Here is a 13,431-nt window from a genome sequence, read left to right on the forward strand (position 1 = left end):
AACCGAGCATGGGAGAAGATCGCACGGTATGGCCGTCATTCACCACAACACCACCATCAAGCCCACCAAACTGGAACTGCTCACCTCCTGGCTGCCCACGCGGCCGTGGTACTCCGGCGGCGCGGGCGGACCGGCCCTCGGCAAGGCGGGCGGCTTCCGCCTGGACGACCCGCAGGGCGCGGTCGGCGTCGAGTTCATCGTGGTCAACGACACCTCCGGCGCCGCACCTGCCACCTACCTGGTGCCGCTGACCTATCGCGGCGCCCCGCTGGACGGGGCCGAGCACGCGCTGGTCGGCACCATGGAACACGGGGTGCTGGGGCGGCGCTGGATCTATGACGGCTGCCACGACCCGGTGCTGCTCGCCGAGCTGCCCGCCCTGGTCGGCGGCCGGGTGCAGGCCCAGGACCAGAACATCAGCGACGCCCTCGACCCGGACGTCGTCCGCTCCTGCGCGGGCCCCGCCCCCGAGGGCTTCACCACCGCCACCGACGAGCCGGAGGCCACGGTGCTCTCCGCCCCGACACACGGGGCGACGTTGCGGGTGCTGCGGGTGCTGCGACCCGCCGTGGACGGCGAGCCCGTCCCGCCCGCGGGGGCGCTGGGCCATGTCGCCGGCGCCTGGGATCTGCCGGACGGCACCCGCGCGCGCGGGGTGTTCGCGGTCCTGTACCCCTGAGCCGGTAATGTCTGGATGTATCGAAGTTAGGGTTACCTAAGGGGGAAGCGCCCATGGAGTCGATCGCGACGGTGGCCACCGACCGCCCTGAACGCTATCTCAAGCAGCTCTGCGCGCACCTGGGCCGCAAGGTACAAGCCGACTACACCGAGACGCAGGGACTGCTGACCTTCGCCTACGGCCAGTGCGAACTGGCCGCGCGGCCGGGCAGCCTGGTGCTCAGCGCCGCCGCCCCGACCGCCGACGACCTCGCCAAGGTGGAGGACGTGGTCGGCAGCCACCTGGTGCGCTTCGGCGAGCGCGACGAGCTGGACGTCCAGTGGAAGGCGGCCGAAGAGAACTGACCACCCCGGCGCCGGTACAGGATGTGCCATCGCTGAATGTTAGTGGGCCGGGTCACACTGAACCTTTTCAACCGGTCGCCTGGACCAGGTCAGGGGTGCCTCCGCCGGGATCGGACCGGGGCTGGTGTCCTGGCAGGACGCCTGGTCACGCGGATACGGCATCTCGCTTACCGCCTCTGACCAGGGAATCTTAGCTTGAAAAGGTTCACTGCCAGCATGGCCCGCTCCCCCCGCGCGACGGCACCCCGAGACGGTGCGGGTGAAGGTGACGGCGAAGAGCCGATCGAAGGGCTGGGCGAGCCGGCCCTGCCCAAGTGGTTCGCCCTCAACGACAAGATGGACGGGGTGGGCTTCCTCACCGTGGCCAGGCGGCTGCCCTCGCTGGTCCGCCACGCCGTGCGGATGGCCTGGCGGGCCGGCCCCCGCGGCACGACCGCCACCGTCGCGCTGAGCCTGCTCGGCGGGGTCTTCACCGCGTTCGGGCCGCTCGCCACGACCGGCGTCCTTGAGGCGCTGTTCGCCGAGGGCCCCACCCGGCACTTGATGCCGTACTGCCTGCCCTCGACGGTGCGGGAGTAGTACCACCAACCGCGCTTACGCGTGAGGACCGGCAGATCGGTCTCCTGCGTGCGGTTCTCGATCTCCTGGAAGATGGTCTCCCTGGGCCGGTCGAGATGCCCGGTGACCTGCTCGGTATAGGCGTTCTCCGCCTCCAGGCGGGCGACGGCACCCGGATCGTCTTTGCTGATCAGCCAGGCGTATTCAGCCACCACCACGTCTCCGTGACGGGCCCGCTCGCCGGCCACCTTTTCGCCACCGGTGGCGTGTCATTCGTCACCCACCCGAGTTCATGCCGCCCTCCCCCGCCAACCCCGCTCGTCACCTCCCACTTTGTCCTTTCGCGTCGGCTCGCACCCGCTCCACCCGGCCGCGTGTCGTCTCCAGCTCCGCCTGCGCGCGCCGTTCGGTCCCGATCACCCCCTTCGCTCCCGTCCGCCCCACAACGGACGCCCCCGACCCATCGGCGGGTGCGCCCGCGGCAGAGGAGCGGGTCGATCCGTCGATGTGCCCGGTCGGGCCCTGCGGGGATGCTCGCCCCCCTGTCGCCGAGGAGGTCGGCCGGTACGGCACGCGCTGTATCAGCCGACCGGCCGCGCCCGGGTTCCGGCACCAGATTGAGCCTTGGCGAATGTTGTGGCCACTTGCGGTGTATCACCGGCAAAGGTGGCGTTTGGGGGATTTCTTATCGAATGAGTCACACACACCACCGATCTCCGGCTGTGTCCGACTTCACCGCATCGCTCCGCGAATGTGGCGTGGATCACATCAATTACCGCGAACCAATGGCGACGGCCGTGAATCAAAGACTGTGTTACCGAATACACCACCGCTTCGCCCCCCGCGGTAAAGGCCGAGGGGGACGAAAAAAAATATCTCCGCACCCGTGACCACGCAGATATGCGGCACGGGTGAATGCCGAGGAGGCACCATGAACATGCGAAAGACTCTCACCGCCGGCGTGATCGCAGCGGCGTGCGCGATGACCGCGCTGATCAGCGCCGCACCGGCCCAGGCGGGCGTCCAGGACTGGGACAACTGCACATCCGGGCGTGTTTGCCTTTATGGCGACACCTACGGCAGGGGCCGCTTTCTCACCTTCCCCGGCGTCGCGCGGCACGTCGGCAAGATGAACGACCTGACCAGTTCCATCTGGAACCGATCCGGCAGGAATGTCTGCTTCTACCAGCACGCCAATTACGGTGGAAAGCTTCTGCTCGAAGTCGGGGCCGGCGGCAGTAAGGGTGCGTGGCTGAACTATGTTGGCGACTCGGTCAACGACAGAATCAGCTCCTACAACTTCTGCTGACCTCGATCTTCTTGATCAAGGGATGGCCGGCTGAGCGTTCCGGCCGAGAGGTTGGATCGCCTCGGTGCTGATCGCCGTGGGCGGGGCGCTCGCCCGCCCCGGCTCGATGCCGGAGACGACGGTCAGGACGGCGCGAGCGCCTACGACCCGGCGGTGACCGTTGGGTTCGTAGGAACGCAGACGCAGTCGCTCGCCTCGCTGCGAGATTCGCAAGGGCAGCAGGGCGAACAGAATCCCATGGTGTCGAAGACCCGCAGCCAAGCAAGGGTGACACCGGAGCCACCGGTGCCCAAGGTTCGCAAGGTGAACGGGCCCGAGGGGTATTCAGGGCATCCAGGGGCCGAAGGCACCCTCGACATGGGCTGGTGGACCAACTGCTCCATGGGTTCCCAGAAGTACGTCCCGGTCACCACTGCCGCCAGGCCCTCGACCCGTCCGCCGCTGGCGGACGGGTCGTTGGCGGTCGAGGACTCGTAACACGTGGCGGAGATGGAGACGTCGGGCCAGGGGCGGAACCCGAAGGAAACGATGATCATATAGGTGTTCGTGGCCACGTCGGCGGAGTCGAGCCGGGCGTGGGCCCGCTCTCCCGGACCTCGTAGGCGGGCGTGCCGGCCTGCGACTCCGGCTCGCCCTTGCCCCGATACGGCGTCAAACCACACCACCGGCCCCCTGGCAGCCCTTGTCCGCCAGGACTGCGATGCCCGTCTGTTGCAGCCCGCGCAAGCTCTGGGGTGTCGAAGGGCCGCTTCGCGTCGGCATCTACACCCTCCGGACCCGCGCCGCGCTGACCTCACCCGGCGGTCATCGACTTCAGGACGGCGGTGGCCACCGCGCGGGCCGAGTACGACCCCGCCGTGCCATCGGTGGGGCCGGACGGCTCGACGGTCACCCCGACCGCGACCTCCGGCCGCCCGGCGGGGGCGAAGCCGGTGGCCACCGTCGCCTCGCCCGGGATGGCCGCCCCGGCGGCGGTGCCGACGTCGGCGCCGTCCCTGGTCATCATCCGGGCGATCCGGCCCGCCACCTTGGCGGACATCGCCCGGCTGTACGGGCTCGGCATGGTGCGTTCGAGCACCGTGCCGTCACGCGTGCGGATCTCGTGGACCAGGTGCGGGCGCATCAGCACACCGCCGTTCGCCACGGCCGCCGACAGCATGGCGATCTCCAGCGGCGTGGCCCTGGCCCCCTTTCCCGGGAACACGCTCGGCGCCACGCGCAGCGGGACGTACAGGCCGGGGGCGTTGAAGCCGAGCCCTTCGGCCTGTCTGCGCACCGGCCCGCCGCCCAGCCGGGCCGCCCGGGTGATGATCCCGAGCGCGGGGCCGAGCGGATAGGACCTGTTCAGCGCCCGGTTCACCAGGGGATCGCCGGGGGCGCGGGCCAGGTCGGTCTCGGTACGGCGGAGCGCGGCCGGATCGTGGGTGGCCAGCCGCTCGGGGTCGTAGGAGGGCTGCGAGACCAGCGCCAGGATGGCCCCGGTGGCCGGTTCGAGCACCACCACCGCGCCCCGCCGCCCGGATGCGCGGAGCGCCTGGTGCGCGGCCCGCTGCGCGCGTTCGTCGATGGTCAGCCGTACCGAGGCCGCGGCCCCCGGGCCGAAACCGCCGATGAGGGCCCGGACCCGCACCCGCGGATCGGCGCCGGACAGCACCGCGTTCCGCGCGGCCTCCATGCCGGTGGCCCCGTGCAGCGAGAGGTAGCCGGTCACCGCCGCGTAGGACGCCCCGCCCGGATAGACCCGCCGGAACCCGAACCGCCCGCGCTGCCGCACGCTCGCCGCCAGGATGCCGCCGCTCCTGGTCAGCAGGTCCCCCCGGGGGTGGCCGAACCGGTCGAGCTGGGCGCGCAGGTTGCGGTGGTCGAGGCGCAGGGCGTCCGCACCGAACGTCTGCACCTGGCTGACCTGCCCGAGTGAGACGAACATCAGCACCGCGCAGCCCACCGCGACACGCCGCAGCGGAACGTTCATCCGCCTCGCCCACGCCCCGGCCATCCCGGCTCCCCAGCCCGTGTGTCATCCCTTTCGTCCGGTCTAACAAGCGAGCGGGAAAGCCCGCCCCCGCTGCGGGCAACCACCGCTCCAAAGGTGTCCGGGTCTCAGACGGTGACGGGGGCGGGGGCGGCCTCCACCGTCTCGGTGACCTTCAGGATGTCCTGGTACCAGGAGATCTTGCTCTTGATCGCCTGCTGCTGCGCCCGCAGATGGCCGAGCCGGTCCTCCACCCGCCGGTCGTGCCGGGCCAGCAGGGCCACCCGGTCGGCGATCGTGTGATCGCCCGCCCGGGTCAGCTCCGCGAACCTCAGCATCTCCGCGATCGGCATCCCGGTGTCCCGCAGGCACCGGACCATGCTCAGCCAGTTCAGATCCCGATCGACGAACCGCCGCTGCCCCGCGGCGTTGCGCATGATCGGCTCCAGCAGCCCGATCCGCTCGTAGTAACGCAAGGTGTCGAGGCTGAACCCGGTCCGCTCGACCACCTGAGCCGGTGTGTAGGTTTCCACCGTCGCAGCATTCCACCTGGAGCGCACTCCAGGTCAAACTCCACCTCGCGGCGACGAAGGATCGGCGGGAAAGTTGACGCGGGCACCCCGCCGTGAGATGCTGATGGCGGCACCGAGGTTGACACTAATAGTAAGTGTGGACTTTCGTTTGCACTTTGCGCTATGCTGCCCCCTCGCGCCGCTTCTCGACGCCCCGGATTTCCGGGGCGTTTGGCGTGCGCGCAGTTCGATTCCATCCGAGCCCTCCGGAAGGACATCTGTTGGCAGCCTCGCGCAACGCCTCCTCCGCGCCCATCGGTCCCCGTCGCGTCTCCTTTTCACGCATCCACGAACCTCTCGAAGTCCCCGACCTCCTCGCTCTCCAGATCGAGTCGTTCGACTGGCTGCTCGGGAACGAGAGATGGAAGGCCCGGGTCGAGGCGGCCCGCCAGGCCGGACGCAAGGACGTTCCGGCCCAGTCCGCTCTCGAAGAGATCTTTGACGAGATCAGTCCCATCGAGGACTTCTCCGGAACCATGTCCCTGTCGTTCCGCGATCACCGGTTCGAGCCGCCGAAGCATTCGGTCGACGAATGCAAGGACAAGGACATGACCTTCTCCGCGCCGATGTTCGTCACGGCGGAGTTCATCAACAACAACACGGGTGAGATCAAGAGCCAGACGGTGTTCATGGGCGACTTCCCGCTCATGACGGCGAAAGGCACGTTCATCGTCAACGGCACCGAGCGGGTCGTGGTCTCGCAGTTGCTCCGCTCGCCGGGCGTCTATTTCGAGCGGACGATCGACAAGACGTCCGACAAGGATCTGTACGGATGCAAGGTGATCCCGTCGCGCGGCGCGTGGCTGGAGTTCGAGATCGACAAGCGCGACAACGTGGGGGTCCGGGTCGATCGGAAGCGCAAGCAGCCGGTGACGGTGCTGCTGAAGGCGCTGGGCTGGACGAATGATCGGATCATTGAGCGGTTCGGTCAATTCGAGTCGATGCGGGCGACCCTGGAGAAGGACCACACGGCCGGCCAGGACGACGCGCTGCTCGACATCTACCGCAAGCTGCGGCCGGGCGAGCCGCCGACCAAGGAGTCGGCGCAGACGCTCCTCGAAAACCTCTACTTCAACCCCAAGCGGTACGACCTGGCGAAGGTCGGCCGCTACAAGATCAACAAGAAGCTGGGCGTCGACTCCGAGATCACCCAGGGCACGCTCACCGAGGACGACATCGTCTCGATGATCGACTACCTGGTCCGGCTGCACGCCGGGGAGACGTCGATGGGCGAACTGGTCGTGGAGGTCGACGACATCGACCACTTCGGCAACCGCCGGGTGCGCAACGTCGGCGAGCTGATCCAGAACCAGGTCCGGCTGGGCCTGGCCCGGATGGAGCGGGTGGTCCGTGAGCGGATGACCACCCAGGACGTCGAGGCGATCACGCCGCAGACCCTGATCAACATCCGCCCGGTCGTGGCGTCGATGAAGGAGTTCTTCGGCACCTCGCAGCTCTCGCAGTTCATGGACCAGATCAACCCCCTCGCCGGGCTGACGCACAAGCGGCGGCTGAACGCGCTGGGCCCCGGCGGGCTGTCCCGGGAGCGGGCGGGCATGGAGGTCCGTGACGTACATCCGTCCCACTACGGCCGGATGTGCCCGATCGAGACGCCGGAAGGCCCCAACATCGGGCTGATCGGCTACCTCGCGTGCTTCGGCCGGCTCAACCCCTTCGGGTTCATGGAGACCCCGTACCGCAAGGTCGAGGACGGCAAGGTCACCGAGCGGATCGACTACCTGGGGGCCGACGAGGAGGACCGCTACGTCATCGCCCAGGCGAACACCGCGCTGACGCCGGACGGCGGCTTCGCCGAGAACCGGGTGCTGGTCCGGCGCAAGGGCGGGGAGTTCGAGCACGTCCGCTCGGCCGAGGTGGACTACCTCGACGTGTCGCCCCGGCAGATGGTGTCGGTGGCGACCGCGATGATCCCCTTCCTGGAGCACGACGACGCCAACCGGGCGTTGATGGGCGCGAACATGCAGCGCCAGTCGGTGCCGCTGCTGCGCAGCGAGGCCCCGCTGGTCGGCACCGGCATGGAGTACCGCGCGGCGACCGACACGGGGGACGTGATCCTCGCCGAGAAGGCCGGGGTGGTCGAGGAGGTCTCCGCCGACTACGTGACCGTGATGAACGACGACGCCACCCGCACGACGTACCGGGTGGCGAAGTTCCAGCGCTCCAACCAGGGCACCTCGTTCAACCAGAAGCCGGTGGTGGACGAGGGCGCGCGGGTCGGGGCCGGTCAGGTGATCGCCGACGGGCCGTCCACCGACCAGGGTGAGATGGCGCTGGGCAAGAACCTGCTGGTGGCGTTCATGCCCTGGGAGGGCCACAACTACGAGGACGCGATCATCCTGTCCCAGCGGCTGGTCCAGGACGACGTGCTGTCCTCGGTCCACATCGAGGAGCACGAGGTCGACGCCCGGGACACCAAGCTGGGCGCCGAGGAGATCACCCGCGACATCCCCAACGTCTCCGAGGAGGCGCTTTCCGATCTGGACGAGCGCGGGATCATCCGGATCGGGGCCGAGGTCGTGCCGGGCGACATCCTGGTCGGCAAGGTGACGCCGAAGGGCGAGACCGAGCTGACGCCGGAGGAGCGGCTGCTGCGCGCGATCTTCGGGGAGAAGGCCCGGGAGGTCCGTGACACCTCGCTGAAGGTGCCGCACGGCAAGCACGGCACGGTGATCGGGGTGCGGGTGTTCTCCCGTGACGACGGTGACGACCTCCCGCCGGGGGTCAACGAGCTGGTCCGGGTGCACGTGGCGCAGAAGCGCAAGATCACCGACGGTGACAAGCTGGCCGGCCGGCACGGCAACAAGGGCGTGATCTCCAAGATCCTGCCGGTGGAGGACATGCCGTTCCTTGAGGACGGCACGCCGGTGGACATCATTCTCAACCCGCTCGGGGTGCCCGGCCGGATGAACGTCGGGCAGGTCCTGGAGACTCACCTGGGGTGGGTCGCCGCCCGCGGCTGGGACCTCTCCGGTGTGGAGGAGGCGTGGGCCGAGCGGCTGCGCGACAAGGGCTTCGGCCAGGTCGGGCCGCGTGCCAAGCTCGCCACCCCGGTCTTCGACGGCGCCCGCGAAGAGGAGATCATCGGGCTGCTCGGCAGTACCGCCCCCAATCGCGACGGGGACCGGATGGTGGAGCGGACCGGCAAGGCGCGGCTGTTCGACGGGCGTTCCGGGGAGCCGTTCCCGCACCCGATCTCGGTCGGTTACATCTACATTCTGAAGCTGCTGCACCTGGTGGACGACAAGATCCACGCGCGGTCCACCGGCCCGTACTCGATGATCACTCAGCAGCCGCTGGGCGGTAAGGCGCAGTTCGGCGGGCAGCGGTTCGGTGAGATGGAGGTGTGGGCGCTGGAGGCGTACGGCGCGGCCTACGCCCTGCAGGAGCTGCTGACCATCAAGTCCGACGATGTGAGCGGCCGGGTGAAGGTCTACGAGGCGATCGTCAAGGGGGAGAACATCCCCGAGCCGGGCATCCCGGAATCCTTCAAGGTGCTGATCAAGGAAATGCAGTCGCTGTGCCTCAACGTCGAGGTGCTGTCCGCCGACGGCATGTCCATCGAGATGCGCGACACCGACGAAGACGTCTTCCGCGCGGCCGAGGAGCTGGGCATCGACCTGTCCCGGCGGGAGCCGAGCAGCGTCGAGGAGGTCTGAGGGCCGGGCGACCCCGCGGCTGTGGGCGCGCGCCGGAGGAGAAGGCGGCCGCCTTCCGGCGCGGCCCGCGCGGGCGATGCGTGGAGTACCGGGCCACCGATCGTGGGGGTCGTCCCCGGCACGCCGGAGCTGTGGCTCGACGGCGAGGTCAGGGCACGGATCGGCCGGCCGTTCAGGATGCGGTGGTCATGGCAGATGGTCGGACAGGTAGCACCGGACCAGGTGCTTGCACTCGGCGATCAGTTCAGGGTCTCCGGCTGGATGGACCCGGAAGGCGAGTTTCAGCACCACGTCCGCGGCCTCGACCGCGACCAGTAACGCGCGGTCGAGGTTGGGTCCGGGCGGGGCGCCCAGGCGTTCGATGGTGAGGCCGCGCAGCCGGTCGGCCACCACGGCGTTGTTCTCCAGCGCGGCGTCGAGCATGCGCTCGCTGCCGCGCAGCACCGGGCCGCCCGGGGCGGTGAGCACCTCGCCGAAGTCGACGACGGAGAAGCCTGGCGTGCTCCTTTTCATCTCGACGAATTCGTCGATGGCCAGATCGGCCACGTCGGTCCAGTGGGCGAGGTCGGCGATGGCGAGTTCGGCGGCGATCCGTTCGAGGAAGGCCTCTAGATTTCGCAGGGCGAGGGCTCTGACCAGCCCTTGTTTGTCGGGAAAGAACTGGTAGAAAGTGCCGATCGGGACGCCCGCGCGCCGGGCGACCTCCTTGGTGGTGAGTGCGTCGTAGCCGTGCTCGTCGAGCAGGCGGGCGCATTCGTCCAGCATTCGTTCCACGCGTTCGACACTGCGCCGTTGGGCCGGGCGGCGACGCAATGTTTCTCCGGAGACGTTCGTCATGGACCAATCATGTCTGTTGCGCGGAGTTCCGTGGCGGAAAGTGACCAACAATAGTCGGAGAGGCTCCGCGGCCAGGACGCGACTAGAAGACGGAAACGTGCACGTGGTCCCAGTGATTGGCGGTGATGCCGCCGCGATCGGACATGGGACGCCAACCGGCGCCCGTGCGCACATCGTAGTAGCGCTGCTTCCAGATGATGTACATGATGCCCAGTCGCGGGCCGTTCTGAATGCACCACTGGGCGAGGGCGTCGCCGCGTTCGCTGTCCACCTGCCCGGGCATGGTGCCCCGGCTCATCATGAAGTCACAGGCCCGGCCGCTGCCGTGTTCGCCGGGGTCGCCGGGGCGCAGGCAGCCGTAACCGTAGGGCATGGGGAACTCCGCGAGAATGGCGTTGCGGATCGACACCATGCGGGGGGTGAGCCCGTCGCCGCCCGACGGGGTCTGGAAGCCGTATTTGGCCAGCAGCCGCTCGATCGACCGGCGCTTGCGCTTCAGCGCCTCGATCTCCTTCTTCAGGTCCTCGATCTTCTGGTCGGCCTGCTGCCTGGCCTTCTTGGAGTCGGCGATCAGCTCCTGGACCCGCTGTAGCTTGCGCGCCCGCTCGCTGGACAGATGGGAGACCATCGCGGCGGGGCCGAGCACCGAGGAGACGTCGGCGGCCCCGATGAGCTGGACCGCGTCGAGCGAGCCGCCCATGTAGGTGGTCTGGGCGATCTCGGTGACCTCGCGCTCGGCCCTGGCCAGCTCGCGCTTGAGGCCGCCCGCCCGGTCGTTGGCCTTCTTGGCCCGGACCCGGACCTCCTCAAGGTCTTGTATCTGGCCGCGGTAGCGCTTGTTCAGCGACGCGGCCTGCTGGGTGAGCTTTTTCAGCTCGGCCTGGGGTTTCGGTTTGGGGGCGACGGCGGCGCCCGCGCCGGGAAGTGTGGTGGTGAGGATCATGGCGGAGAGGACGGCCGCGAATGCGAAAGGACGGCGGCCTGATCTCACGCCATCCTCCCCTCGGAACGACTTCCGCGCAGACGCACCGAAACTATAGAAGGTGATCATTGGGCCTGCCACAAGAACGGGGGAACCAGCGCACCCTTTGGAGAGGTTTGGGGAAGTTTAGCGCTGTTTGTCCGAATTAGGGAGAGGCAAATTCGGTGCGGAATCAGTGACAGAGAGGTACGAACGCGGCGCGCGGAACCTGTGACAGTACCTGTGACAGATCCGCGCGCCGCCGTACGGCACACCGGCGAGCCCTGCCCAGCGCGCCCCCGCGACGCTGGGCCCGGACCTCCGGCTCCTCACGGATCACCCCGGCGGGCCGCGGAGGCGGCGCGGTCACCGTTCGGGGCACGCCCGGAGGAGTCGTTCCCTACGCTGAAGGTAGACGTCCATAACGCCGAAAAGGTTCGGTGTTATTGATCGGTATTTCTACGGATACCGCCCTGAGCCTGGATCACGGTGATGGCCACCGTGTGGATGATCTCCTCCACCGTGGCGTTGCGCGGCAGGTCGTTCACCGGCTGGCGGAGTCCCTGCAGGATGGGCCCGATGACCAGGCCGCCCGCCGACCGCCGTACCGCGGTGCAGGCGCTCTCCGCGCTGTCCAGGTCCGGGAAGACCAGCACGGTGGCCCGCCCGGCCACCGCCGACCCCGGCGACTTCACCGCCGCGACCCGCTCGTCCACCGCCGCGTCGAAGTGGATCGGGCCCTCCACGGGCAGCCCGGGGGCGCGGGTCCGGACCATCTCGGTGGCCCTGCGCACCTTGTCGGCGTCGGCCCCCGCCCCGTACGGCCCGGCCGAGTAGGACAGCATCGCGACCCGCGCCTCGATGCCGAAGCGCTCCGCGGTGACCGCCGAGGCGATGGCGATCTCCGCCAGCCGGGCGTCGTCGGGCTCGTCGTGCACCGCGCAGTCGCCGTACACCAGCACCTGGTGCGGCAGGCAGGCGAAGCAGACCGAGGAGACCGCGCGCGTGCCCGGCGCGGTCCTGATGATCTGGAAGGCGGCGGTCAGCGTGCCCGCCGTGGGGTGGGTGGCGCCGGTGACCATGCCGTGGACCATGCCCGCCTGCGTCATCATCGCGCCGAAGAAGACGGGGTCGGTCAGCACGTCCCTGGCCCTGCGGTGGCTCACGGACTTGTGGTCGCGCAGCATGCCGTACGTCTCGGCGAAGGTCTCCCGCAGCGGCGAGGTGACCGGGTCGATGACGCGTACGGCGTGCAGGTCCAGGCCCAGCACCCGGGCCCGCCGCCGGACCTCCTCCTTCTGGCCCAGCAGGGTCACCTCGGCGATGCCGCGCCGCACGATCGTGTCGGCGGCGGCCAGTACGCGCTCGTCGGACCCCTCCGGCAGCACGATGTGCCTGCGCACGGCGGCGGCCCGCACGGTGAGCCGGTGGGTGAACATCTGCGGGGTGACCCCGCCGTCGGGGACGAGGTCCATCCGGGCGGCGAGGGCGGAGGTGTCCACGTGCGCGGTGAAATGCCCGAGCGCGGTCTCGACCTTGCGCGGGTTGTCCGGGGTGATCCGGCCGCGCAGGCCGGACAGCATCGCGGCGGCGGTGAAGCTGTCGGGGGGCGCGGACAGCACCGGGATCTCGGGGGCCAGCCGCGCGGTCAGGCCGCGCACGTTGGGCGGCGGCTTCTCACCGAGCGTGAGGACCACCCCGGCGGGCCGCGCGGTCCCGGCCGCCCCGGCGGCCAGCGCGCCGAGCAGTACGTCGGCCCGGTCGCCCGGGGAGACCACCAGCGCGCCCTCGCGCAGGTCGTTCAGGAAGATCGGCAGGCTCGCGCCGCCGAACACGTAGCCGAGGACGTCGCGCAGCAGGCCCTCGGCGTTGCCCTGCACCAGCGTGGCGCGGGTGGCCTCGGCGGCCTGGCCCACGGTGGGGGCGGCCAGGCGCGGGTGCTCGGGGATCACGTACCAGGGCACCGGCAGGTCGGCCGGGATGGACCCGGCGTAGGTGACCCGGTTGGCGATCATCGCGAGCACCTGGCAGCCGTGCCTGGCGAAGGACGCGTGCGCGTCCCGCAGCGCCGCGGCGACCTTCTCAGCGCGCATGCCGCCCGCCGCCACGACCGCGACCACCGGCGCGTCCAGTTCGGCCGCCAGCTCGGCGTCCAGGTCGGGACGGCCCGGTACGGCCCGCTCCCCGCAGCCCAGCACCAGCAGGGCGGCACAGCCCTCACCGGCCGTGCGCACGCCGTCGGCGAGCCGGGCGACCAGCTTCTCCTCCGGGATCTCCGTGGCCTCCTCCCGCGTCATCCCACGGGCGTAGCCGGCGACCAGGTAGCGGCTGCGGAGCAGTTCCACGCCATGATCGTCGCCGTCGCCCGCGCAGGCGATCGGCCGGCACACGGCGATCCGCTCCACACGGTGCGACAGCAGTTCCATCAGCCCGAGCTCGACGAGGTCGCGCCCGGCCTTTGGACCGACCCCCGCAACGTAGATGCTCCGCATCGGCACTCCCCCGGTGAACCCTGTGAGGAT

The 13,431-nt window shown here is 69.5% G+C and carries 11 protein-coding genes and 1 pseudogene; 6 read left to right on the forward strand and 6 right to left on the reverse strand.

Annotated elements, in window-relative coordinates; genetic code table 11:
* Positions 1 to 28: 28 nt before the first annotated feature.
* The 3 genes from DP939_RS25775 (at position 29) to DP939_RS48040 (ending at position 1,602) form a co-directional block, all read left to right on the forward strand.
* The gene (locus tag DP939_RS25775) at positions 29 to 679 is read left to right on the forward strand and encodes a maltokinase N-terminal cap-like domain-containing protein (protein WP_113983353.1); all 651 of its coding nucleotides are present in this window, start codon (positions 29 to 31) and stop codon (positions 677 to 679) included.
* Positions 680 to 732: 53 nt separating this feature from the next.
* A complete protein-coding gene (locus tag DP939_RS25780) occupies positions 733 to 1,023 on the forward strand; it encodes a DUF2218 domain-containing protein (RefSeq protein WP_113983354.1) in 291 nt (96 codons plus the stop codon).
* 216 nt (positions 1,024 to 1,239) lie between these two features.
* The gene (locus tag DP939_RS48040) at positions 1,240 to 1,602 is read left to right on the forward strand and encodes a hypothetical protein (protein WP_225878506.1); all 363 of its coding nucleotides are present in this window, start codon (positions 1,240 to 1,242) and stop codon (positions 1,600 to 1,602) included.
* A 2-nt stretch (positions 1,603 to 1,604) separates the two neighbouring features.
* Here DP939_RS48040 and DP939_RS48045 read toward each other — a convergent pair.
* Positions 1,605 to 1,829, reverse strand: a pseudogene (locus tag DP939_RS48045) (oligopeptidase B); the annotation flags it as partial.
* Between the two features lie 683 nt (positions 1,830 to 2,512).
* Between DP939_RS48045 and DP939_RS25790 the strand changes: the two are divergent.
* The gene (locus tag DP939_RS25790) at positions 2,513 to 2,890 is read left to right on the forward strand and encodes a peptidase inhibitor family I36 protein (RefSeq protein ID WP_113983356.1); all 378 of its coding nucleotides are present in this window, start codon (positions 2,513 to 2,515) and stop codon (positions 2,888 to 2,890) included.
* 303 nt (positions 2,891 to 3,193) lie between these two features.
* Complete coding sequence (locus DP939_RS46315; protein WP_158578691.1) at positions 3,194 to 3,367, forward strand: hypothetical protein; 174 nt, start codon at positions 3,194 to 3,196, stop codon at positions 3,365 to 3,367.
* A gap of 316 nt (positions 3,368 to 3,683) precedes the next feature.
* On the opposite strand, the gene DP939_RS25800 is transcribed toward DP939_RS46315, so the two are convergent.
* Positions 3,684 to 4,862 (reverse strand): penicillin-binding transpeptidase domain-containing protein, encoded by a 1,179-nt coding sequence (locus tag DP939_RS25800; protein WP_158578692.1) that lies wholly within the window; start codon positions 4,860 to 4,862, stop codon positions 3,684 to 3,686.
* A gap of 128 nt (positions 4,863 to 4,990) precedes the next feature.
* Positions 4,991 to 5,395 carry a MerR family transcriptional regulator gene (locus DP939_RS25805; RefSeq protein WP_113983359.1) on the reverse strand — a complete coding sequence of 135 codons (405 nt, stop codon included), beginning with the start codon at positions 5,393 to 5,395 and terminating at the stop codon, positions 4,991 to 4,993.
* Positions 5,396 to 5,655: 260 nt separating this feature from the next.
* On the opposite strand from DP939_RS25805, the gene rpoB reads away from it, so the two are divergent.
* Positions 5,656 to 9,111: a DNA-directed RNA polymerase subunit beta gene (gene rpoB, locus DP939_RS25810; protein WP_113983360.1), complete on the forward strand. Its 3,456-nt coding sequence runs from the start codon at positions 5,656 to 5,658 to the stop codon at positions 9,109 to 9,111.
* A 186-nt stretch (positions 9,112 to 9,297) separates the two neighbouring features.
* Here the strand turns inward: rpoB and DP939_RS25815 are convergent, their stop codons facing one another.
* From DP939_RS25815 to pta, 3 genes are all read right to left on the reverse strand, one after another.
* The gene (locus DP939_RS25815; protein ID WP_113983361.1) at positions 9,298 to 9,948 is read right to left on the reverse strand and encodes a TetR/AcrR family transcriptional regulator; all 651 of its coding nucleotides are present in this window, start codon (positions 9,946 to 9,948) and stop codon (positions 9,298 to 9,300) included.
* A gap of 82 nt (positions 9,949 to 10,030) precedes the next feature.
* Positions 10,031 to 10,891 carry a coiled-coil domain-containing protein gene (locus DP939_RS25820; protein ID WP_113983362.1) on the reverse strand — a complete coding sequence of 287 codons (861 nt, stop codon included), beginning with the start codon at positions 10,889 to 10,891 and terminating at the stop codon, positions 10,031 to 10,033.
* Between the two features lie 461 nt (positions 10,892 to 11,352).
* Positions 11,353 to 13,401, reverse strand: a complete 2,049-nt coding sequence (gene pta, locus DP939_RS25825) for a phosphate acetyltransferase (RefSeq protein ID WP_113983363.1) — start codon at positions 13,399 to 13,401, stop codon at positions 11,353 to 11,355.
* Positions 13,402 to 13,431 lie beyond the last annotated feature (30 nt).

This window comes from Spongiactinospora rosea, from assembly GCF_003315795.1.
Taxonomy (GTDB): Bacteria; Actinomycetota; Actinomycetes; order Streptosporangiales; family Streptosporangiaceae; genus Spongiactinospora; species Spongiactinospora rosea.